Raw genomic sequence first — 21,015 nt, forward strand, 5'->3', positions numbered from 1 at the left:
ACCGCTCACGCGTCGCGCTTCTTGAGAATCAGATATCCGCCGAGCAGCGCGGCCACCACCCATGCCGCCATGATCGCGAATCCGGCCCAGGGGCCGTACGGCGCGGCGTTGTCGCCCACCTGCACCACGGTGGTGATCTGGCGGCCTGCCTGGTCGGGGAAGTACTTCGCCACCGTCTTCACCTTCGGCACCGCCGACAGGATCGGCGAGACGAGGAAGAAGAACGGCATCAGGATGCCCAGCCCGAGCATCGGGCTGCGCAGCATCGTGGCGACGCCCACGCAGAACAGCACGAGGAGCGTCATGTAGAGGCCGGTGCCGATCACCGCGCGCAGGACGCCGGGGTCGCCGATCGACGCTTTGTGGCTGCCGAGCAGCGACTGGCCGAGGAAGAACGAGATGAAACTGGTGGCCATGCCGACCACCAGGGCGAGCGCTCCGGCGACGGCGACCTTGGAGAAGTAGAACGAGGCACGCTGCGGGACCGCCGCGAGCGAGGTACGGATCATGCCCGAGCTGTACTCGCTCGCGATCACCAGGACACCGAAGACGACCAGTGCGAGCTGGCCGAGCAGAATCCCGGCGAAGCTGGTGCCGGTGGGGTCGAAAGTGAGTTTCTCCTCTGCGGAGAAGGTCTTGAACTGGCTGTTCACCACTGCGCAGATGATCGCGCTGAAGGCGACGGTGACGAGGAACGCCAGCGCCAGCGTCCACACCGTGGACCGTACCGTCCTGATCTTGGTCCATTCCGACTGCAGGACCGCGCCGGGAGCCGCCATGGTCAGGACTCCTTTCCGGTGCTGGGGGTGCTGTCCTTGCCGCCGGACCAGCCGGCGCCCCACTGCGGGGCGGCGCCGTCCGAGACGGGTACCGCACCGGCCGGGTCGCCGGCGAGGTGCCCGCCCGCGTGGTATTCCACCGAGTCGGCGGTGAGCTGCATGAACGCTTCCTCCAGTGAGGCCCGCTGCGGGCTCAGCTCGTGCAGGGTCAGCTGGTGCTTCGCGGCCAGCTCGCCGATCCGCGCGGGATCGCCGCCCTCGATCTCGAAGGAGCCGTCGCCGGTGACCACCGGGGTGATCTGCGCGGCGGCCAGCGCGTCCCGCAGCCGTTCCGGATCAGGGGTCCTGACCCGGACGTACGAGCGGGAGTTCATCGCGATGAAGTCGGCCATCGAGGTGTCCGCGAGCAGCCGGCCCTGGCCGATGACGACCAGGTGCTCGGCGGTCAGCGCCATCTCGCTCATCAGGTGGCTGGAGACGAAGACCGTACGCCCCTGGGCGGCCAGATCCTTCATCAGATTGCGGATCCAGTGGATGCCCTCGGGGTCGAGCCCGTTGACCGGCTCGTCGAACATCAGGATCTCGGGGTCACCGAGCAGGGCGCCCGCGATGCCGAGCCGCTGGCCCATCCCCAGGGAGAAGCCCTTGGACCGCTTCTGGGCGACCGAGGACAGGCCCACGGTCTCCAGCACCTCGGCGACCCGGGTGGCCGGAATGCGGTTGGACTGCGCGAGGCACAGCAGGTGGTTGTACGCGGTGCGGCCGCCGTGGATGGCCTTCGCGTCCAGGAGGGCGCCGATGTACTTGAACGGCTCGTTCAGGTCCCGGTAGTGCTTTCCGTCGATGCGCACATCACCCGCGGTCGGGTTGTCCAGGTCCAGCATCATGCGCATGGTCGTGGACTTGCCCGCGCCGTTCGGCCCGAGGAAGCCGGTCACCACGCCGGGGCGCACGGTGAACGTGAGGTGGTCGACAGCGGTCTTGTCCCCGTACCGCTTGGTGAGCCCCTGCAGTTCAATCATTCATCCAACGTAATGTCCGAAATATGCGGTTAGGCGTCCGGCACGCCAAAAACCCCCATCCGAGGAGGAAGGGGGCTTCTGGTGATGGGGGATCAGCGGGAGGGGTGTGCCCGCTTTGTGGTGTTACCTGCTCTGCTGTGCCGGGACGCCGCGGGAGATCGGCTCCTCGTCGGCCGGGGCGGTGGCCGCGGCCACCGCCGCACCGGTGAGGGTGGCCAGCATCTCGCGGACGTTGGTCAGCTGGGCGTTGATGCTGTCGCGGCGGTTGGTCAGCGCCGCCAGCTCGCGCTCGGACTCGCTGCGGATCCGGTCGGCCTTCGCGTTCGCGTCCGCGACGATGTCCTCGGACTGGCGCTGGGCCGTCTCCACCGTCTGGCGGGCGCGGCGCTCGGCGTCGGTACGGAGCTTCTCGGCCTCGAGGCGGAGCTGCTCGGCGCGGTGCTCGATCTCCGCCAGGCGCTTCTCGGCCTTGGCCTGACGCGACGCCAGGTCACGCTCGGACTGCTCGCGGCGCTTGGCCAGGTTCGTCTCGAAGTCGGCTGCGGCCTGGGCGGCCTTGGCACGGGTCTCCTCGAAGAGGGCGTCGGCCTCCTCGCGCTTGGCCTGGGCGTCCTTCTGGGCCTCGCCACGCAGCTGCGTGGAGTCGGACTTCGCCTTGTCGACGATCCGGGCGCCCTCGTCCTCGGCCTTGGACTTGCGGTCCGCGGCGAAGGTCTCGGCGTCGTTGCGCACCTGGTTGGCGGCGGACTCCGCGAGCTCGCGGTGCTGCTCGGCCGCGCGGCGGGCCTCCTCACGAAGGTCCTTCGCCTCCTCCTCGGCGAGGCGGAGGATCTTCTCGACGCGGGCGCCGAGGCCGGCGTACGACGGCTCCGCGTCGTTGACCTGCGCCTGCGCGTTCTGGGTCTCGAGGTGTAGCTCCTCGATGCGCTTCTCCAGCGCGGTGATCCGGGTCAGTGCGCTATCACGGTCGGCGACGAGCTTGGTGATGCGGTCGTCCACCTGACCGCGGTCATATCCGCGCCGAACGAGTTCGAAGCCGAAGGGGGAGGAGGTGTCACTCATGGGGTTCCTGTCAATTCAGACCGGGTGAGGTGATAGAGGGAATCCTAGGGGCCCGGACGGCGTGTCACCGAGCCATTGCCTATTAGGTATGGAGAATGTCCGCTCAATCGAGTGGAGCATCGTCGTTGCGCTTGCCCCCCGAACGGGTGGTTCCGGCCCCCGCACCGGCGGTCACCGCGTTCTTCCCGGCTCCAGGGGTCTCGAATGACTCCAACGCCTCCAGGACGTCCTGGACACGGGAGATCTCGGCATTGATGTCCTGTCGGCGGCGCACCAGGATCTCCAACTCGCGCTTCCCCTCGGTGACCGTACGCTCCGCCTCGGCACGGGCCTCCCCCTTGATCCGCTCGGCATCCCGCTCCGCGTCGGCCTTCTTCTGCTCGGCCTCCTTGAGCAGCCCCTCGGCCTTCTTCACGGCGGCGATCCGTACCTTGCTCGCCTCGGACGAGGCCATGGACTTGAGCTCCTCGGCCTTCGCCTCGGCCTCGGTGAGCTGCTCGGTGGCGGCCGCGACCAGCTTGTCGACCCGCTCGCCGGCTGTCCGCATCTGCTCGGAGGACTCCTTGCGGGCCCGCTCGTGCAGCTCCTCGACCTCGGTCTCGACGCGGTTGCGCAGTTCCTCGGTGCGTTCTCTTATCGACGTGGCGTCCCGGCGCGCCTCGCCGAGCAGGGTGTCCGCGTCCGTACGGGCCCGCTCGACCAGTCCGTTGCACTCCAGCGTCGCCTCGGCGAAGATCCGTTCGGCCTCGGTGCGGGCGGCACCGACCATCGTGTCGGACTGCTCCTCGGCGGCGGCGCCGATCCGAAGCGCCTCGGCCTGCGCCTTGGCGATCAGCTCGTCCGCCTGCTCGGCGGCCTCGCTGCGGCGGCGGTTGGCGTCCTCGCGGGCCTCGTCGCGGATCCGGTCGGCCTCCGCGCGGGTCGCCTCCGACTCGCGCTCGGCGGTGTCCAGGGCGTCCTTGGCCAGGATGCCGAGACGTTCGGCCTCCTCGCGGGCCTTCGTGATCAGCTGGTCGGCCTGGCCGGCAGCCTCGGTACGGCGGCGGTTGGCGTCGTCACGGGACTCCGTGCGCAGCCGCTCGGACTCGTCGATCGCCTCGGAAACGGTGCGTTCCGCCAGCGACTTGGCGGCGTCCGTCTCCTCCTTGGCGTCGCGGCGGACCCGCGCGGCGTCCTCGGCGGCCCGCTCCCGTTCGGAGTTGGCGTCCGCGTGCAGCCGGTCGGCCTCGCCCTGGGCCTCGGTACGCAGCCGGTCGGCGGCGTGCTCGGCGGCGGAGCGCAGTCCGGCGATCTCCTCGGCGGCCTGCTCGTGCAGATGCGCGACGGCGTCACGGACCTGCTGAGCGGTCTGCTCGGCGGCGGCGACCAGTTCGGTGGCACGCGATTCGGCCTCGGCGACCAGCCGGTCGGCCTCGACCCCGGCCTCCTGGACCCGGGTTCGGGCCGACGCGAGCAGCTCCTCGCTCTCGCGGCGGGCCTGGGCCCGCTCCTGATCGGCCTCGCCGCGCGCGGCCGCGAGCAGTTCCTCGGCCTCGCGGCGGCGGCGGGCCGCCTCCTCCTGGGCGGCGGCCAGTGCCTCGGCGGCCTCGGTGCCGGTCCGCTCGGCGGCCGCGGCGGCCTCCGCGCGCAGCCGGTCCGCGGTCTCCTGCGCCTCGGTGCGCAGCTGTTCGGCCTCGGTCGCGGCGTCGGTACGCAGCCGCACCGCGATCGTCTCGGCCTCGGCGCGGGTCTGCGAGGCGTCGGCCGCGGCCTCGTCACGCAGCCGTACCGTTTCGGCCTCGGCCTGCTCCTGCAGGACCCGGACCCGCTCCGCTGTCTCGTTCCGCAGCCGTTCCGCCTCGTCGGCGGCCTCGCGGCGCAGCCGTTCGGCCTCGCCGCGGGCGTCGCGCAGCGCCTGCTCGGCGGTGGTGACGCGCTGCTCGGCCTCCTTGAGCAGCCGCACCAGGTCCGCCTCGGCGTCGGCACGCAGCCGCAGCGCGGTCTGCTCGGCCTCGCCGCGCTGCCGCAGCGCGTCGGCCTCGGCGTCGTCCTTGACCTGGCCGGCCTGCTGCTCGGCCTCGCCGCGCAGCACGTCGGCCTCGGCGCGGGCCCGCTCCAGGGCCTCCTCGGCCTTCTTGTTCAGCGCGGAGGCACGCTCGGTGGACTCGGCCCGCATCCGGTCGGACTCGGCGGACGCGCCCTGGCGCATCTCGTCGCCGTCCGCCTTCGCCTTGGCCAGCAGGCCCTCGGCGGTCCTGGCGGCCTCCTCGATCTGCTGGACGGCCTCACGGCGGGCCTCACCGCGGATCCGCTCGCCCTCGGCGACCGCGTCGGCCCGCAGCTGCTCGGCCTCGCCGCGCAGCCTGCGCGCCTCCTCCTGCAGCTCGACGGTCTTGGCCCGGTACTCCTCGGTGTCGTCCTGCGCGGCGCCGCGCAGCTCCTGAGCGGACGCCTCGGCCTGGCCGCGCAGCCGCTCGGCCTCCGCCTCGGCCTCGCCGCGGATGCGCTCGGCCTCCTCGGCGGCCGCCCGGGTGGTGGACCGGGCGTCCTGGGACGCCTTCGTCAGCACCTCCTCGGCGCTCCTGGCCGCCTGGGCCAGCTGCGCCGCGGCGTCCTCGGACGCGGCGGACCGCGCCGTCTCCTGGGCCTCGGCCCTGACCCGCTCGGCCTCGGCGACCGCGTCGGCCCGGACCTGCTCGGCCTCGGCCTTGGCGGCCTCCGACTCCTTGGTCGCCTCCGTCACCATGCGGGCGATCTCGGCGCGGGCGGTACGGGTGCGCTGCTCGTTCTCGGCCTCGGCGGTGGACAGCCGCTTCGAGGCGGCCGTGTTGGCCTCCTCGCGCAGCCGGTCGGCCTCGGCGCGGGCCTCGCGCAGCGAATCGTCCGCCTCGCGCATCCGCTCCTGGGCGAGCCGGGTGAGCTCGGTGGCCTCCTGGCGGGCCGCGTCGGACTCGCTGAGGGTGGAGGTGCGCAGCTGCTCGGCCTGGCTGCTGGCTTCCTGCGCCTGGTTGGAGGCCGCGTTCAGCAGCCGTTCCGCATCGGTCCTGGCCCGCCGCAGCAGCTGCTCGGCCTCGGACTTCGCGGACTCCGCCTCTGCGGTGAGCCGCTCGCGGGTCTGCTCGGCGATCCGGGTCGCCTCGGCGCGGGCGGCGGCGAGCGCCGCCTCGGACTCGGCGCGGGTCTCGTCCAGCAGCCGGCGGGCCTGGGACTCGCTGCGGGCCCGCAGCTGCTCGGCCCAGGCCACGTTCTCGTTGACGTGGGTCTCGACGGTGGCCCGGCGCTCGCCCAGCTCCTCGTCGAGCTGACGGCGCCGGGCGACGGCCTCGGCATGCCATTCGGCCTCGAAGCGGGACTGCCGCTCGGCCTGTTCCTGCAACAGGCGCTGGGTGGCGGCGCGCGCCTCGCGCAGCTCGCGCTCCGCGTCGGTGCGCAGCTGGTCCGCCTGGATCTGGGCGTTGCGCAGCAGCTGGTCGGCCTGGTGGCCGATGTTGTCGTAGGCCGGGCGGGCGGCGAGATTGCGGCGTGCCTCGTGAAGTTTGGCGCGCAGAACCTCGACCTGGTAGCCCAGGTCGTCGGCGTGCTCGACGGCCTTACCCCGCTCGGTGCGAAGCCGCTCCATCTCAGCTTCGAACAGCGAGAGGTGATCGTCGGCCTCGTAGCGGTCGTTGCCCCGCACTCCGCGGTCCCATCCGTCCCCTGGCGTTCTCACCCGCCAACCGGGTGAGACTCTCCGGAGCCCTGTTCGCACAGAGCCCTACGGAGAAGTGTGTCTGATCCACGCCGTGGAGCGGGCCGGTACCCCACGCCCACCCGTCGGCTGGGCCACTCTACCGGCCCAAGGGGGGCTGGGGTCAGTGGTCCTTGGCGGCGGTGACCAGCTCGGTGAGGACACCATGGCAGTCCTTGGGGTGCAGGAACGTGATCCGTGACCCCATGGAGCCGATTCGCGGCTCTTCGTAGAGCACTCGGACGCCCTTCCCCGCGATGTCCGCGGCGTCGCCGTCCACGTCCGCGGTGCCGAAGGCGATGTGGTGCACGCCCTCGCCGTTCTTTGCCAGCCATTTGCCGACCGCGGAGTCCTCGCGGGTCGGTTCCAGGAGCTGGAGGTAGGAGGCGCCGCCGTCGGAGGTCTCGTTGATCTTGAGCATGGCCTCCCGTACGCCCTGCTCCTCGTTCACCTCGGAGTGGTGGACCTCGAAGCCGTACGTGGCGCGGTAGAACTCGACGGTGGCGTCGAGATCGAAGCACGCGATACCGATGTGGTCGATGCGAGTCAGCATGGGAACAGTGCACCGCTACCTGACCCGGTAACGCAACGTGCGCGCGATCACACGTTCCGCCCGATGACCGCGCGCTTACCGCTCAGTACATTGACGGTAACCCTCGTTAACTTCTCTCTTCCTCTGCTGAAGGGGCCGCACCATGAGCCAGCCACGTACGTCCGTGATCGTCGCAGGTGCCAGAACTCCCATGGGAAGGCTGCTCGGATCCTTGCGATCCTTTAGCGGTGCCGACCTCGGGGGCGTCGCGATCAAGGCGGCGCTGGACCGCGCGGGGATCGGCGGCGACCAGGTGCAGTACGTCATCATGGGCCAGGTGCTGCAGGCCGGCGCCGGCCAGATCCCGGCCCGCCAGGCCGCCGTCAAGGGCGGCATCCCGATGAACGTCCCGGCCCTGACGATCAACAAGGTCTGCCTGTCCGGCCTCGACGCGATCGCCCTCGCCGACCAGCTGATCCGCGCCGGCGAGTTCGACATCGTCGTCGCCGGCGGCCAGGAGTCGATGACCAACGCCCCGCACCTGCTGCCGAAGTCCCGTGAGGGCTACAAGTACGGCGCGATCGAGATGCTCGACGCGATGGCGTACGACGGCCTCACCGACGCCTTCGAGAACATTCCGATGGGGGAGTCGACCGAGAAGCACAACACCCGCCTCGGCATCGGGCGTGCGGCCCAGGACGAGATCGCGGCCAAGTCCCACCAGCGCGCCGCCGCCGCGCAGAAGAACGGCCTGTTCGAGGCCGAGATCACCCCCGTCGAGATCCCGCAGCGCAAGGGCGAGCCGGTGATCTTCAGCCAGGACGAGGGCATCCGCGCCGAGACCACCACGGAATCGCTCGCCAAGCTCCGCCCCGCCTTCGCCAAGGACGGCACGATCACCGCCGGCACCTCCTCACAGATCTCCGACGGCGCCGCCGCGGTGGTCGTCATGAGCAAGGCGAAGGCCGAGGAGCTGGGCCTGGAGTGGATCGCCGAGATCGGCGCGCACGGCAACGTCGCGGGCCCGGACAACTCGCTGCAGTCCCAGCCCTCCAACGCCATCGCGCACGCGCTGGCCAAGGACGGTCTGACCGTGCAGGATCTGGACCTGATCGAGATCAACGAGGCGTTCGCCGCGGTCGCCGTGCAGTCGATGAAGGACCTCGGCGTGACACCTGAAAAGGTGAACGTCAACGGCGGTGCGATCGCCCTGGGTCACCCGATCGGGATGTCCGGGGCGCGAGTCGTCCTGCACCTCGCGCTGGAGCTCAAGCGGCGCGGCGGCGGAACGGGTGCCGCCGCGCTCTGCGGCGGAGGCGGCCAGGGCGACGCCCTGATCATCCGCGTCCCCGGCAAGTAGTAACGAGAGACGGAGCACTGATGGTGGACGTCGCCACGCTGGTCGAGCAGGCGCGGGAGGGCAGGCCGCGGGCCGTGGCCCGGCTGATCTCGCTGGTGGAGGGGGCGTCCCCGCAGCTCCGGGAGGTGATGGCCGCGCTCGCGCCGCTGTCCGGCGGCGCGTACGTGGTCGGCCTGACGGGCTCGCCGGGCGTGGGCAAGTCCACCTCGACATCCGCGCTGGTCACCGCGTACCGCAAGCGCGGCAAGCGGGTCGGGGTGCTGGCGGTGGACCCGTCCTCGCCGTTCTCCGGCGGCGCGCTGCTCGGTGACCGGGTGCGGATGTCGGAGCACGCCTCCGACCCCGGCGTCTACATCCGCTCGATGGCGACCCGGGGCCACCTCGGGGGCCTCGCCTGGTCGGCGCCGCAGGCGATCCGGGTGCTCGACGCGGCCGGCTGCGAGGTGATCCTCGTCGAGACGGTAGGTGTCGGGCAGTCCGAGGTGGAGATCGCCGCCCAGGCGGACACCTGCGTGGTGCTGCTGGCGCCGGGCATGGGCGACGGGATCCAGGCCGCGAAGGCCGGGATCCTGGAGATCGGCGACGTCTACGTGGTCAACAAGGCCGACCGGGACGGCGCCGACTCCACCGCGCGTGAGCTGAACCACATGCTCGGGCTGGGCGAGTCACGCGGCCCGGGGGACTGGCGGCCGCCGATCGTCAAGACCGTCGCGGCCCGCAGCGAGGGCATCGACGAGGTCGTCGAGGCCCTGGAGAAGCACCGCGCCTGGATGGAAGAGCACGGTGTCCTGGACGCCCGCCGCCGGCGCCGTGCCGCCAACGAGGTGGAGAACATCGCCGTCACCGCCCTGCGCGAGCGAATCGGCGACCTGCACGGCGACCAGCGGCTCGACGCCCTGGCGGAACGGATCATCACGGGCCACCTGGATCCCTACACCGCGGCGGACGAACTGATCGAGAGCGTCACGCAGGCGTAGGCTCCCGCCGCCACCTCAGCGGGGCAGTGACGCGAGGGGCCGGGATCGCAGGCGGAGGGTTCCGAAATGCTGCCGTGTATTTGTGGGCCGCCAGGCCCGTAAACATACGATTTCGGAACCCTCCGCCGGAGAGCCCGGCCCCGCCCGCAAACCCAGCCCGCCTCGGGCAGGAAATCAACTGCGGCCGCGCGCCGAACGCAAGTGCTCCGCGATCGGCAGCAGCGCCTTGTGCAGCGCCGCCAGGTCCGCCGCCGGCAGCAGTCCGATGAAGTTCTCCCGGACCGACGCCACGTGATGCGGCGCGACCTTCCGCATCGTGTCCCAGCCGAGCTCCGTGAGCACGGCGTACAGCCCGCGCCGGTCGGACTCGCAGTTCTCCCGGCGGACCAGGCCGGTGCTCTCCATCCGGGTGACCTGGTGGGAGAGCCGGCTCTTGGACTGGAGAGTGACGCGTGCGAGATCGCTCATCCGCATGCGCCGGTCGTCGGACTCCGAGAGGTTGACCAGGATCTCGTAGTCGTTGTTGGTGAGGCCGAACGGCTGCAGGTCACGCTCCAGCTGGTGCATCAGCAGTCGGCTGACGTCGAGATGTGTGCGCCAGGCGCGCTGCTCGTCCTCGGTGAGCCACTTGGTGCCGTTCTCAGTCTCCATGTGAAGATTCTACATGTAGTTGAAAACCGTACGAACGGCCCCCGTAGTCAACCGGTCACAGCCCGAAGCGCCGCTGCAGATCGCCCAGCTGACCGGGCAGCCGCGGCACCTGTCCCTGCTGGCCGCCCGGCGCCCCCGGCACGCCCGCGCCCGGCACGCCGGGCCCGGCGGAGGCCGGCACGCCGCCGGTCGCCGTCTCCGGCATCAGGACCTCGGTGGACTGCAGCAGCACCTGACCGGCCCCGACGAACTCGAACTGGTGCTCCTCGCCCGACGTCCCGCCGATCCCGGTCAGCGCCCGCAGGCCGCCCAGGACGCCGCGCATGTAGCCGTGGTCGTAGTGGTGGCAGGGGGAGGGGCAGTCCGCCCAGCCGACCAGCGCCTGCGGGTCCACCCGGATCGGCGGCTCCACGAAGTGCACGGCCCCGTTCGAGGCGGCGACGAACTTGCCGGTCCCGATCAGGGTGAGGAAGCCGGGGATGATCGACTGCTTGAGCGCCAGGCCCGGCTGGAAGGCCAGCAGGTTGCCCGACCGGATGGTCAGGTTGCCGTTCTCCAGGTCGAACGAGTTGACGTCGTACGCGCGGTCCGCGAGCAGCAGCTTGCCCTGGCCCTCGGCGACCACCCAGTCCGCGGCGTGCAGCGGCGAGTGGAAGTTGGTGGCGACCAGCCGGTCGAGCCGGCCGTGGCCGATGCCGTGGAAGTCGATCTGCCCGTAATAGGCGATCATCTTCCCCTTCTGCAGGAACCACTGCCCCTTGAGCTCGACGCTGAACGCGTACGGGTTGACGTTGTCGTCCACCGGCAGCGTGTGCGGATCATGAATGACGGGCCCACCGGCCATCGCGGTCACAGCTTGTCCTCCGACGCCTGTACGTACACCGTGCCCTGGCCCGACAGTTCCAGCTGGAACGCCTCGCCCGAGCCCCGTCCGACCATGTCGCGCCAGCCCAGTGCCGTGGACAGCTTGTTGCGTACGTCGCCGCGGTGCGCGACGTACGCCTGCGGGTCGACGTGCACCGGGCCCTGGTGGGTGATCGGCAGCTCGATGACGCCGCCGTGCGCCATGACGGCTACCGAGCCCTTGCCCTGCAGCGTGGTGGTGAACAGCCCCTGGCCGGTGACCTGGCCGCGGATCACGCCCATGACGCCGCCCTGCGAGCCCATGAACATCGTGGACTGCTGCAGTGTGCCGTCGAAGGCCAGCAGCCGGTCCGCCTCGACGTAGAGCGTCTCGCCGCTCAGGTCGATGGTGTGGATGTGGTGGCCGCCGTGCCCGAACATCACCGAGCCCTGGCCCTCGACGGTCATCAGCGGCGTCGCCTCGTTGGCGACCCGCCGGCCGATCATCGAGGCGATACCGCCCTGGCCGCCCTGGATGTTCGGCGTGAACGACACCTCGCCGCGGTAGGCGAGCATCGCGCCGCGCTGGCTGAACAGCCGCTGGCCGGGCAGGATCTGCGCCTCGACCATCTTGGAATTGATCTTGGTGAACGGCACTAGAGCTGTCCCCCGATCGTGTTGCGCTCGCTGGGCTGCACGTAGACCAGCCCCTCGCCCTCGAAACGGATCTGGAAACTCTCCCCGGATCCCTCGCCCATCACCGTCCGCCAGCTGATGCCGGTCTGGAAGTGCTGCTGCAGATTGCCGGTGTGCGCCACGTACGCGCCCGGGTCGACCTGCAGCGGCATGCCCGCCGAGACCCGCAGCACGATCGCCGGACCGTCCGAGGTGATCGCGGCCTGGCCGACGCCCTCGACGGTCGTGGTGAACAGGCCGTTGCCCTGGCTCGCGCCGCGCAGCCCGGTGAAGGTGGTGCCGGTGCGCAGCCCGGGGTCGGTCGCCAGCAGGTTGCTGGCCTCGACGTAGAGCTTCTCGCCGTTCAGCCGCACCAGGTTGATCTCGCTCGCACGGTCGGCGAAGTAGCACGTGCCGTGCCCCTTCACCTCCATGACCTCCATGGATTCGCCGGTGAGCCGGCGGGTCACCATGCCGCGGATCCCCTCACCGCCCCCGGACATCTTTTTGAACGCCATCTGGCCGTCGTAGGCCACCATCGCGCCGTTCTTCGCCTTGACGGCGTCGCCGGTCATCTCCACGGCGAGTACTTTGCTGCCCTGCAATCGGAACATGGCCACGGTCAGACGCTATCCGTCCGTGCGGGAGCCGTCACCGGAATCGGGCGAACAGGCGCTTCCCCGGCTGCCACCTCGACCTCCAGCAGTGATGCGCCACGGCGCTCGGCCTCGAACGCCTCGACGCCGCCGCGCAGCCCGAACAGCCGCTTGGACAGCGCGATCCACAGCACCGCCAGCACGTTGAGGGTCAGCGTCGCGATCTTGACCCAGCTGACCTTCTCGGTCAGTTCGTAGACCTCCAGCGGCAGGAACGCGGCGGTCGCGACGACCGTCAGGTACTCCGCCCAGCGCTTGCCCCACCAGAGCCCGAACGCCTCGACGATCTCGATGAGCGCGTACACGAGCAGCGCGACGGCGACGATCACCAGCGTCGAGTGCTTGTAGTCGAAGGTCTTGCGGATGGTGTCGACGACCGGGGAGTGCTCCAGGTCGTAGTGGAAGTGCTTGGCGACCGGGCCGAAGACCGAGAGCTGATCCTCGAAGAGCTTGCGGACGGAGTCCTGGGAGTTGCTGAACTGCCACACCGCCCACGCGGCGAGCACGATGAAGACGCCGCGCACCAGCCGCTCGGCCGCCAGGAAGCGCAGGATGAACAGATCGCGCAGCGCCCGCCCGCGCGGTACCTCGGGTGCCTGGTCGGCCGGCCCCGAGCCGTGCGGCTCGCCCAGTGCGAAGTCACCGCAGCGCAGACAGCGCCAGACCTCGCCGACGGACGTGGTGGCGTGCAGCCGCTCGCGCAGATGGCGCTCGTCCGGCGCGTAGGTGATGTGGCCCCGGCGCGAGCAGTGGCGCCGGTCCCAGTCGAACTTCATGGGTCCCGTTCCCCCGTTTGTTGTCGTCCGTCGGTGTCATTCACGTGTTCTACGTGGAGGGGGACGCTATCGCCCTCCGTGCGGTTCTCGACCCCCGGGGCGGGACCGGGGGAGGTGGCGGCGATAATGGACGGGCCTTGTGATCACGTTCACAAGAACCACCCCCGTCGATGATGAGGAATCCGTGGACATCAAGACCGCCTCCGCCCTGCGCCGGCTCCGCCTGGTCTCCGCCCCCGAGGCGGTCTCCTTCCTCCTGCTGCTGCTCTGCTCGATCCTGAAGCGCACCACCGACTTCAACGCCGTCCCGGTCATGGGCATGGTGCACGGGGTGCTGTTCGTCCTCTACGTGGTCCTCTGGGCCCTGGCCTGGTACCGGGCCAAGTGGACGCTGGGCCGCGGCGCGCTCTACGCGGTGCTGTCCGTGCTCCCCACCGGCGGTTTCTTCGCCGAGCGCATGCTGCGCCGCGAGGCCGAGTCGGAGATCATCGCCGCCCGTGCCCGCCAGGAAGGCGTCGTCGCGTGATCGTCGCCTTCTCGGTCTCCCCGCTGGGCGTCGGCGAGGACGTGGGCGAGTACGTCGCCGACGCCGTCCGCGTCGTGCGGGAGTCCGGTCTCCCGAACCGCACCGATGCGATGTTCACCTCCATCGAGGGTGAGTGGGACGAGGTGATGGACGTCGTCAAGCGCGCCGTCGCCGCCGTTGAGGCCCGTGCGCCGCGCGTCTCCCTCGTGCTGAAGGCCGACATCCGGCCCGGCGTGACGGACGGGATGACGTCGAAGGTCGAGACCGTCGAGCGGTTCCTCGCCCCCGCCGCGGATTCCGACGCGGATCCCGCCGCCGGGAGCTGACGGACGCCGCTACCCCCCGCCGGTGGCGAGGGTGAGGCCGAGCGGGGTCCTTTCGTACAGCACCCGGTGGCCGTCGCGGTGCGAGGTGAGCAGGCCCGCGTCGCGCAGTACGGACAGATGCGCGGAGACCGACGACAGCGCGAGGTCGTGACGGCGGGCGAGCACGCTGGTGGTCGCGGGCGCGTCCAGGTTGGTGAGGATCGCCGCCCGGTTGGGACCCAGCAGCCGGATCAGCGGCTCGGCGGGCGCGGGGCCCGGCACGGTCCACAGGGTGGCGGTGCCGCGCGCCGGATAGACCATCGTGGCCTGCCAGGGCGGGTCGAAGCCGCTCACCACGTCCGGCCGGACGAAGACGCTCGGCACCAGCAGTAGCCCCTCGCCGCCCAGCGTCCTGACGTGGTCGGTCCGCTGGTCCACCATGAGCGTGCGGTCCGACCAGCTCACCTTCGGGTGCAGATCGGCGAAGAGCCGCTCCGGGCCGCCGTCGGCCAGCCGGCGCGAGTGGAAGGCCACATCGGCCTCCAGCACGGCGCGCATCCGGGGCCAGAACGGGGCGAGGAGCGTGTCCCAGACCCGGGCCATCAGCTCCGCGAGCTCGTCCACCGTCCGCGCCGGGTCGTCGAGCAGCGCCCGGGCCCGTTCGTCGGCGGCGGCACCCGGGATCACCGCCAGCGCCCTGGCCAGGTCCGCGTGGGCCACGGCCGGGTCGGTGCCGCGGACCCGGGCCAGCTCCTCGTCGATCGTGGCGAAGACCCCGTCGGGCGGCGGGCACAGGAAATCCGGGTTGTGGCCGCGCCGCGGCATCACCAGCTCGAACGGGCTGAGATCGAGCCCGCGGGCCACCGACCGGACCTGTCGCAGCCACGGCAGGTGGTACCCCTGGCGCGCGGGTGTCCGGAGGGTACGGATCGCCTCCTGGGTCTCCCAGAGCGGTGAGATCGCGAACCGGGAGGACAGCAGATCGTCGGCCGTGAAGTGCATGTGGAACGGCATGACGTCTCCCAAGTTTCGTTTTCAGCCGAAACAGTAGAAGCCATGTCCCGATGTCCGCCAGGCTGCGTCCATGACAACGGAAAACTCAGACTCGGGACTTCAGAAAAGTGACGAGCCGACGTGCGACGGGACAGCGGGGACGACGGCCGATCCCGTCGAGCCGCAGCCCGTCGGATATCGCACGGTGTTCGCGGTCCGTGAGTTCCGGCCGATCTTCGCCGCCCACGTACTGTCCATGTTCGGCAGCTTCTTCGCCGAGGTCGCACTGGCGGTACTGGTGTTCCAACGCACCGGGTCCCCGTTGCTGACGTCTCTGATCTTCGCGCTCGGCATGCTGCCGTACGCGCTCAGCGGGGTGCTGCTCTCGGGGGTCTCCGACCGGTACCCGGCCCGCCGGGTGCTCGTGACGTGCGACCTGCTCTGCGCGGCCTGCGTCGGCGTCCTCGCGCTGCCGTTCACGCCGCTGGCGCTGCTGTTCCTGCTGCGGGCGGTCCTTGCGATGATCACGCCGCTCTTCCAGGGGACGCGGGCCGCGAGCCTCGCGGACATCCTGGAGGGCGATGTGTACGTCCTGGGCCGTTCGCTGCTGAGGATCGTCTCGCAGAGCGCGCAGATCATCGGGTTCGGGATCGGCGGCCTGGTGCTGGTGGTGCTGTCGCCGCGCGCCGCGCTCACCGTGGCCGTGGGGACCTTCCTCTGCTCGGCCGCGCTGCTGCGCTTCGGCACCCTGGACCGGCCGGCGCGGGTCACCGGCAGCGGCTCGATGATGCGGCAGTCGCTGCTCGGCGCCCGCGAGTTGCTGAGCCACCGCAGGATCCGGGCGCTGCTGCTGTGGTGGTGGGTGCCGCCGATGTTCTTCGCGGTGGCCGAGGGGCTGGCGACACCGTTCGCCGCCGCGGCCGGCGCCGGTTCCGCCGGGGTCGGTCTGCTGCTGGCGGCGATGCCGGCCGGAACGGTGATCAGCGAGCTGGCGGCCGGCACGCTGCTGTCACCGGCCGCGCGCACCTGGATCGCGATGCCGCTCGCCGGCCTGGCCCTGGTGCCGATGGTGCTGTTCGCCTTCCACCCGCCGCTGCCGGTGGCCATCGGCATCATGCTGGTGGTGGGGCTGTGTTCCGCCTACGCGCTCGGGATGGACAAGTGGTTCGTCGAGGCGGTGCCGGAGGAGATGCGCGGCCAGGCGATGTCGTTGCTGGGCGCGGGCATGATGACGCTCCAGGGCCTCGGCATGACGATCGGCGGCGCGATCGCCGAGGTCGCCCCGCCGTACGCCGTGATCGCCGGCGCCGGGAGTCTCGGTCTGGTGAGCACGCTGCTGGTGCTGCGCTCCGTGGCGGCGACCGGCCGCGGTGTGGTGGAGGCGGTCTGAGGCAGGAGATTCCTTTGCCGCTGGTCGACGCGCGTAACACCTCCCGGGCACCGGCCGGTTCCGGCCGGCCGGCGCCGTACGGTTCAGCGCCGCGCCAGGTACGCGTTCATCGCCCGGTGCAGGGTCTTGTTGACCGCGCCCTGGAGCGGCAGCTCCCACTCGCCGAGCGTCTCCACCGCCTCGCCGCCGGTACCGAGCTTCCAGCGCAACAGTCCGAACGAGCGCGCGTCCGGGTCCAGGCTGTCCGGTACGCCCCGCATGTCGTACACGGACGCGCCCAGCACGTGCGCGTCGCAGAGCATCCGCCACTGCAGCGCGTTGCTCGGCCGCACCTCGCGGCGGTGATCGGCGGAGGCACCCGTCTGGTACCAGACGCGGGACCCGTCCGGTGAGACGAGCAGGGTGTGCGCGGCGAGGATCTCGCCGCCGTGGCGGGCGGTGTAGAGCCGCATGGCGCCCGGCCGTTCCGCGTTCAGCACCTCGTACTGGCGCCGGTAGTAGGCCAGGTCGCGCCCCAGCCGGAAGCCGTCGCGCCGCTCCGTGACGCCCAGCAGCTCATGGAAGGCCGCCATCTCCTCCAGGCCTCCGACGGCGGTCTCCACCCCCGCTTTGGCGGCCTTCTTGACGTTCCGCCGCCATTCCTGGTTCAGCCCGGTCCACAGGTCGTCGAGGCCGCGGCCGGCCAGCGGTATCTCGAAGATCAGCCGGGGCTGGGCGTCCCCGTTGGCGCCGTCCTCGCCGCCGCGCCGCCAGCCCGCCTCGCGCAGCCGGTCGGCGACCGCGGCGCCCAGCGGGTCCACCAGGTCCGGCAGGACGTCGCCCATCCGGCGGCCGGGCGCCACCGCCTCCTTGAGGGTGCGCGCCGACCACCGCCGGTACGGCAGCGGCGGCCCCATCCGTACGGCGAAGGCGCCGGTGCCGCGCAGATGGTCCAGCAGCGGCTCCAGCAGGCGGTCCAGGTTCGGGTCGGACCAGTCCAGCACCGGGCCCTCCGGGAGGTACGCGAACGATCTCCGGGTGCCGGGCAGCTGCCGGTACAGCACCAGTGCCGAGCCGACCATCGCCCCGGTGTCGTCGAACCAGCCCAGACTCTCGGCCGACCAGCCCGGTTTGACCCGGGCCCAGGAGGGGCTCTGCAGGAAACTGACCGAGCGCGGGCCGCGCCGCCGCACGAACGCCAGGTGTTCGTCCTCCGGGACGGGACGCAGTCGCAGCCGTGGTGCCGGGCCGGGGAGGGCGTTGCGGGCGGCGTCCTGGTGGGTGGTCATCGTCAAGGTCGTCCTCCGCGGTGCGGTGGGCCTGGTGGCCCGCTCACCTCTACTCACGCCCCACAGGACCGCTATGTGACAGAGATGTTCGCGACAGTGCGCACCGGTTTCCCAAGCGGCCCCGGGACGGGCAGACTTCGGCGTCTGCGCGGCCGACGGCCGCGACCGGCCGGGGAGCACAACGGGTGACATCAGCAGTGGGCAGTGACGCGGGGACCGGCGATCCCGGCGGTCAGGACGCGGTGCGCAGCGCCCCCTTCGGCGGCCCCTGCCCGCCGGAAGCCGCAGCCCCTCCCGCTCCCATGGAGCCGGCCGCCGCCTCCTCCACCACGACCGACACCGCGGCCTCGCTGAAACGCAGCGGCAGCGTCATGGCCCTGGGCTCGCTCGCCTCGCGCGCCACCGGGTTCGTGCGCAGCGGCATCATCACCGCCGCGCTCGGCACCACCCTGCTCGGTGACGCGTTCAGCGTCGCGAACACCGTCCCGAACATCCTGTACATCATGCTCATCGGCGGGGCGCTGAACTCGGTGTTCGTCCCTCAGCTGGTGCGTGCCGCCAAGGAGCACGCCGACGGCGGCGCCGCCTACACCGACCGGCTGCTCACCGTCTGCCTGGCCGCGCTGCTGGTGATCACGGCCGGCGCCGCGCTCGCCGCCCCCTGGCTGGTCAGCGCGTACGGGCCGGACTTCACCAGTGCCCAGCGCGACCTGACGATCGCGCTCGCCCGGTACTGCCTGCCGCAGATCCTCTTCTACGGCGTGTTCACCCTGCTCGGCCAGATCCTCACCGCCCGCGACCGGTTCGGCGCCATGATGTGGTCGCCGGTCCTCAACAACGTCGTCGTCATCGCGGTGTTCGGTCTGTACCTCGCGGTCGCGCACGACACGACCGCCGCCGGCACCATGAGCGACGCCAACGCGCTGCTCCTCGGGCTCGGCTCCACCGCGGGCATCGCCGTGCAGGCCCTGGCGCTGATCCCGGCCCTGCGCGGCGCCGGATTCCGCTGGCGGCCCCGTTTCGACTGGCGCGGCTCCGGGCTCATGCAGCCCATGCGGGCCGCCGGCTGGACGCTGCTGCTGGTCTTCGTCAACCAGATCGCGTACTGGGTCGTCACCCGGCTCGCCACCTCGGCCGGTGCCCACGCGCTGGCCGGCGGCAGCCCCGTGGGTGTCGGCTTCGCCGCCTACAGCAACGCCTACCTGCTGTGGGTCGTGCCCCAGGGGATCATCACCGTCTCCCTCGTCACCGCCCTGCTGCCGCGGATGAGCCGGGCCGCCACCGAGGGCGACCACGCGCGGATCGGCGCCGACCTGTCGTACGGGCTGCGCGGCTCGGCCGCCGCGATCGTGCCGGCGGTGCTGGCCTTCCTGGCGCTCGGCCCGCAGATCACCGGGGTCGTCTTCCAGCACGGCCGCACCACCGACGCGGACGCCCAGGCCATCGCCTGGATCCTGATGGCGTTCGCCCTCGGCCTGCCGGCCTTCGCCGGCCAGTACCTGCTGGCCCGCGGCTTCTACGCGCTCGGCGACACCCGTACGCCCTTCTTCCTCAACGTCGTCATCGCCGCCGTCAACGCCGGGCTCGCCGTCGCCTCGTACACGCTGCTGCCGGCCCGCTGGGCCGTGGCCGGCATGGCGGGCGGTTACGCCATTGCCTGCTGCGCCGGGCTGGCGTGCACCACCTGGGTGCTGCGCCGGCGGCTGAACTGGCGGCCCGCGGTCCTGGGCATGCACGTCCGGCTGGCCGTCGCGTGCCTGCCGGGCGCGGCCGCCGCGTACGGGATCGCGCAGAGCAGCGGGCGGCTGCTCGGCACCGGCTTCGCCGGGGACTGCGCCGGGCTGCTGCTCGGCGGCGCCGCCCTCGGCTGCTCCGTTCTGGTCCTGGCGGGCCCGTTGCGGCTGACCGAGGTGCAGTCGCTGGCAGCCCCGGTCCTGCGGCGGCTGCCCGGCCGCTGAAAGTTTTCCTGATTTCGTTGTCACCTTTCGGGCCCGCCGTGCGTGTAGGTAGCGGGAGGGACATTGAACATCCGTACGACACACGCGCCTCCGGGGTGGGTGTGAGCCCGGGCGCGACGCCGCAGGACGACTTCGACGAGTTCTACGCCGTCACCGCGAAACGCCTGGTCGCCGCGGTGTACGCGGTGACCGGCGATCTCGGCGAGGCCGAGGACGCCGTGCAGGAGGCGTATGCCCGTGCGTGGCAGCGGTGGGCGAAGCTCACGGCCGAGGGGGACCCGACGCCGTGGGTGCGCACGGTGGCTCTGCGGCTGGCGGTGAGCACGTGGCGCAAGACACGCAACCGGGTACGGGCACACTTCAGGTACGGGGTGCCGGCGGACGCGCCCGCGCTGGCACCCGACCGGGTGGCTCTGATCGCCGCTTTGCGTGAGCTCGGCGAGGAACAGCGCACGGCCGTCGTGCTGCACCATTTGATGGACCTGCCGGTCGAGGAGGTCGCCCGGGAGACCGGAGTGTCCAACGCGGCGGTACGAACCCGGCTCAGCCGCGCACGCAGGGCGCTGGGCGACCGGCTGACCGAGGAAGAGGAGGTGCCCCTCCATGGCTGACCCGCTCGACGACCGTCTCCGGGACCTGGCTCGCGACACCGAGCCGCTGATCCTCCTCGCCGGCCCCGCGGACGTCCGCAGGCGTGGGGAGCGCCGCCGTGCCCGGCGCCGGGTCGGCGCGGTGGCCGTGGTGGCCGCGGCCGCGCTGGCCGTCGGCTCCTGGGCGGTCCTGCCCCGGCTGGAGAGCGGCGCGCAGCCCCCGGCGGTCAGTGGTTCCCCCTCGCCGGACCCGCTGCCGACCGAGCCGCTGACCGGTGCGCTGCTCCGGCCGACCGCGCTGCCCTGGGACTCCTACTGGCACTGGCGCACCGTCGCGGGGGACGTCTCGGCGAAGATCCCGCTCATGCACTGCGGAACGTCGCTGTACGATCCGGCCTCGGCGAGTGTCCGTTTCTATCAGGGGAACGCGAACAGCAGCGCGCGGTACGCGATCCATGACCTTGGTGACGGGGCCAAGGCTGCTGCCGAACTGAACCGCATACGTGATGAATTGGGCAAATGCGGACTAGTTGCTGCCTACACTGGGAAGGAGGAGGGGACCATGGAGACCGTGTTCCGCGTCTATGCGACAACGAAGCTGGGCAGCCAGGTGAGCCAGGTCTGGCTGGCGGACCGGGGCCGGTACGTGTCGGTGCTCCAGGTGGTCATGCCGGCGAGCGCGCGCCCGAATCCGCCGTACTTCGACGGGACGCCGGTGCAGTGCATGACGCGGTCCCTCGAGAAGCTCGTTCCCCCCTCCGTCCCGGCCACCCCCACCCCCGGTACTTCTCCGTCGTCCGCATTCGCCGGGGGCTCCGGGGGCTCGATCGGGGGCTCGGCCGGCGGCACCGGCCCGGCGACCGAGGGCGGCGTCCCGTCGGTCCCGCCGCCCGATCCGAAGTTCCCGCCGGACTACGTCCCCCCGACTTCTTCCGACCGCTGCTGA

20 protein-coding genes are annotated in these 21,015 nt (G+C 71.4%); 8 read left to right on the top strand and 12 right to left on the bottom strand.

What is annotated here, in order from left to right; all coding sequences use genetic code 11:
- Window positions 1-5: 5 nt before the first annotated feature.
- The 5 genes from G3I60_RS12515 to mce all read right to left on the bottom strand — a co-directional run bounded on the left by G3I60_RS12515 (window position 6) and on the right by mce (window position 7,122).
- Window positions 6-779 carry an ABC transporter permease gene (locus tag G3I60_RS12515; protein ID WP_164293381.1) on the bottom strand — a complete coding sequence of 258 codons (774 nt, stop codon included), beginning with the start codon at window positions 777-779 and terminating at the stop codon, window positions 6-8.
- Between the two features lie 2 nt (window positions 780-781).
- Window positions 782-1,801 carry an ABC transporter ATP-binding protein gene (locus tag G3I60_RS12520; RefSeq protein WP_164293382.1) on the bottom strand — a complete coding sequence of 340 codons (1,020 nt, stop codon included), beginning with the start codon at window positions 1,799-1,801 and terminating at the stop codon, window positions 782-784.
- Window positions 1,802-1,924: 123 nt separating this feature from the next.
- Window positions 1,925-2,863 carry a cellulose-binding protein gene (locus tag G3I60_RS12525; RefSeq protein ID WP_164607126.1) on the bottom strand — a complete coding sequence of 313 codons (939 nt, stop codon included), beginning with the start codon at window positions 2,861-2,863 and terminating at the stop codon, window positions 1,925-1,927.
- Between the two features lie 103 nt (window positions 2,864-2,966).
- Complete coding sequence (gene scy / locus G3I60_RS12530) at window positions 2,967-6,461, bottom strand: polarized growth protein Scy (RefSeq protein WP_239069778.1); 3,495 nt, start codon at window positions 6,459-6,461, stop codon at window positions 2,967-2,969.
- 232 nt (window positions 6,462-6,693) lie between these two features.
- A complete protein-coding gene (gene mce, locus G3I60_RS12535) occupies window positions 6,694-7,122 on the bottom strand; it encodes a methylmalonyl-CoA epimerase (RefSeq protein ID WP_138357147.1) in 429 nt (142 codons plus the stop codon).
- A gap of 163 nt (window positions 7,123-7,285) precedes the next feature.
- Here mce and G3I60_RS12540 point away from each other — a divergent pair, with 163 nt between their 5' ends.
- Entirely contained in the window at window positions 7,286-8,461 is a 1,176-nt protein-coding gene (locus tag G3I60_RS12540) for an acetyl-CoA C-acetyltransferase (protein WP_164293415.1), read from the top strand.
- Between the two features lie 20 nt (window positions 8,462-8,481).
- Window positions 8,482-9,438 carry a methylmalonyl Co-A mutase-associated GTPase MeaB gene (meaB, locus tag G3I60_RS12545; protein ID WP_138357146.1) on the top strand — a complete coding sequence of 319 codons (957 nt, stop codon included), beginning with the start codon at window positions 8,482-8,484 and terminating at the stop codon, window positions 9,436-9,438.
- A 174-nt stretch (window positions 9,439-9,612) separates the two neighbouring features.
- On the opposite strand, the gene G3I60_RS12550 is transcribed toward meaB, so the two are convergent.
- From G3I60_RS12550 to G3I60_RS12570, 5 genes are read right to left on the bottom strand one after another with little or no spacing between them, the layout of a single operon-like run.
- Window positions 9,613-10,089: a MarR family winged helix-turn-helix transcriptional regulator gene (locus G3I60_RS12550; RefSeq protein WP_138357145.1), complete on the bottom strand. Its 477-nt coding sequence runs from the start codon at window positions 10,087-10,089 to the stop codon at window positions 9,613-9,615.
- A gap of 55 nt (window positions 10,090-10,144) precedes the next feature.
- Window positions 10,145-10,933: an AIM24 family protein gene (locus tag G3I60_RS12555; protein ID WP_138357156.1), complete on the bottom strand. Its 789-nt coding sequence runs from the start codon at window positions 10,931-10,933 to the stop codon at window positions 10,145-10,147.
- A gap of 5 nt (window positions 10,934-10,938) precedes the next feature.
- On the bottom strand, window positions 10,939-11,589 hold the full coding sequence (locus G3I60_RS12560; protein WP_138357144.1) for an AIM24 family protein: 651 nt from the start codon (window positions 11,587-11,589) through the stop codon (window positions 10,939-10,941).
- A complete protein-coding gene (locus G3I60_RS12565) occupies window positions 11,589-12,227 on the bottom strand; it encodes an AIM24 family protein (protein ID WP_138357143.1) in 639 nt (212 codons plus the stop codon). The genes G3I60_RS12560 and G3I60_RS12565 overlap by 1 nt, the downstream gene beginning before the upstream one ends.
- A 2-nt stretch (window positions 12,228-12,229) precedes the next feature.
- Entirely contained in the window at window positions 12,230-13,039 is an 810-nt protein-coding gene (locus G3I60_RS12570; protein WP_164293384.1) for a DUF2127 domain-containing protein, read from the bottom strand.
- A 184-nt stretch (window positions 13,040-13,223) separates the two neighbouring features.
- Here G3I60_RS12570 and G3I60_RS12575 point away from each other — a divergent pair, with 184 nt between their 5' ends.
- Window positions 13,224-13,565 carry a DUF3817 domain-containing protein gene (locus G3I60_RS12575; RefSeq protein ID WP_138357140.1) on the top strand — a complete coding sequence of 114 codons (342 nt, stop codon included), beginning with the start codon at window positions 13,224-13,226 and terminating at the stop codon, window positions 13,563-13,565.
- Window positions 13,562-13,891, top strand: coding sequence for an MTH1187 family thiamine-binding protein (locus G3I60_RS12580; protein ID WP_164293385.1), 330 nt, complete (start codon window positions 13,562-13,564; stop codon window positions 13,889-13,891). The genes G3I60_RS12575 and G3I60_RS12580 overlap by 4 nt, the downstream gene beginning before the upstream one ends.
- A gap of 9 nt (window positions 13,892-13,900) precedes the next feature.
- Here G3I60_RS12580 and G3I60_RS12585 read toward each other — a convergent pair whose 3' ends face one another.
- On the bottom strand, window positions 13,901-14,884 hold the full coding sequence (locus G3I60_RS12585; RefSeq protein ID WP_164293386.1) for a DUF5937 family protein: 984 nt from the start codon (window positions 14,882-14,884) through the stop codon (window positions 13,901-13,903).
- Window positions 14,885-14,954: 70 nt separating this feature from the next.
- Between G3I60_RS12585 and G3I60_RS12590 the strand changes: the two genes are divergently transcribed.
- Window positions 14,955-16,253, top strand: coding sequence for an MFS transporter (locus G3I60_RS12590; protein ID WP_138357137.1), 1,299 nt, complete (start codon window positions 14,955-14,957; stop codon window positions 16,251-16,253).
- A gap of 83 nt (window positions 16,254-16,336) precedes the next feature.
- Here the strand turns inward: G3I60_RS12590 and G3I60_RS12595 are convergent, their stop codons facing one another.
- Entirely contained in the window at window positions 16,337-17,521 is a 1,185-nt protein-coding gene (locus tag G3I60_RS12595; protein WP_138357136.1) for a peptidoglycan bridge formation glycyltransferase FemA/FemB family protein, read from the bottom strand.
- Window positions 17,522-17,823: 302 nt separating this feature from the next.
- Here G3I60_RS12595 and murJ point away from each other — a divergent pair, with 302 nt between their 5' ends.
- The 3 genes from murJ to G3I60_RS12610 all read left to right on the top strand — a co-directional run bounded on the left by murJ (window position 17,824) and on the right by G3I60_RS12610 (window position 21,015).
- On the top strand, window positions 17,824-19,479 hold the full coding sequence (murJ, locus tag G3I60_RS12600; RefSeq protein WP_138357155.1) for a murein biosynthesis integral membrane protein MurJ: 1,656 nt from the start codon (window positions 17,824-17,826) through the stop codon (window positions 19,477-19,479).
- A 101-nt stretch (window positions 19,480-19,580) separates the two neighbouring features.
- Window positions 19,581-20,090: a SigE family RNA polymerase sigma factor gene (locus tag G3I60_RS12605; RefSeq protein ID WP_138357135.1), complete on the top strand. Its 510-nt coding sequence runs from the start codon at window positions 19,581-19,583 to the stop codon at window positions 20,088-20,090.
- A complete protein-coding gene (locus tag G3I60_RS12610) occupies window positions 20,083-21,015 on the top strand; it encodes a hypothetical protein (RefSeq protein WP_164293388.1) in 933 nt (310 codons plus the stop codon). Before G3I60_RS12605 ends, G3I60_RS12610 begins: the two co-directional genes overlap by 8 nt.

The sequence above is a fragment of the Streptomyces sp. SID13666 genome (assembly GCF_010548325.1).
GTDB lineage: Bacteria > Actinomycetota > Actinomycetes > Streptomycetales > Streptomycetaceae > Actinacidiphila > Actinacidiphila fildesensis.

Bases quoted from the DNA above. Each gene is read 5' to 3' on its own strand.
- G3I60_RS12515 (WP_164293381.1), bottom strand. From the start codon at position 779: ATGGCGGCTCCCGGCGCGGTCCTGCAGTCGGAATGGACCAAGATCAGG.
- G3I60_RS12520 (WP_164293382.1), bottom strand. From the start codon at position 1,801: ATGATTGAACTGCAGGGGCTCACCAAGCGGTACGGGGACAAGACCGCT.
- G3I60_RS12525 (WP_164607126.1), bottom strand. From the start codon at position 2,863: ATGAGTGACACCTCCTCCCCCTTCGGCTTCGAACTCGTTCGGCGCGGA.
- scy (WP_239069778.1), bottom strand. From the start codon at position 6,461: ATGGAGCGGCTTCGCACCGAGCGGGGTAAGGCCGTCGAGCACGCCGAC.
- mce (WP_138357147.1), bottom strand. From the start codon at position 7,122: ATGCTGACTCGCATCGACCACATCGGTATCGCGTGCTTCGATCTCGAC.
- meaB (WP_138357146.1), top strand. From the start codon at position 8,482: ATGGTGGACGTCGCCACGCTGGTCGAGCAGGCGCGGGAGGGCAGGCCG.
- G3I60_RS12550 (WP_138357145.1), bottom strand. From the start codon at position 10,089: ATGGAGACTGAGAACGGCACCAAGTGGCTCACCGAGGACGAGCAGCGC.
- G3I60_RS12555 (WP_138357156.1), bottom strand. From the start codon at position 10,933: ATGGCCGGTGGGCCCGTCATTCATGATCCGCACACGCTGCCGGTGGAC.
- G3I60_RS12570 (WP_164293384.1), bottom strand. From the start codon at position 13,039: ATGAAGTTCGACTGGGACCGGCGCCACTGCTCGCGCCGGGGCCACATC.
- G3I60_RS12585 (WP_164293386.1), bottom strand. From the start codon at position 14,884: ATGCCGTTCCACATGCACTTCACGGCCGACGATCTGCTGTCCTCCCGG.
- G3I60_RS12590 (WP_138357137.1), top strand. From the start codon at position 14,955: ATGACAACGGAAAACTCAGACTCGGGACTTCAGAAAAGTGACGAGCCG.
- G3I60_RS12595 (WP_138357136.1), bottom strand. From the start codon at position 17,521: ATGACCACCCACCAGGACGCCGCCCGCAACGCCCTCCCCGGCCCGGCA.
- murJ (WP_138357155.1), top strand. From the start codon at position 17,824: ATGGAGCCGGCCGCCGCCTCCTCCACCACGACCGACACCGCGGCCTCG.
- G3I60_RS12610 (WP_164293388.1), top strand. From the start codon at position 20,083: ATGGCTGACCCGCTCGACGACCGTCTCCGGGACCTGGCTCGCGACACC.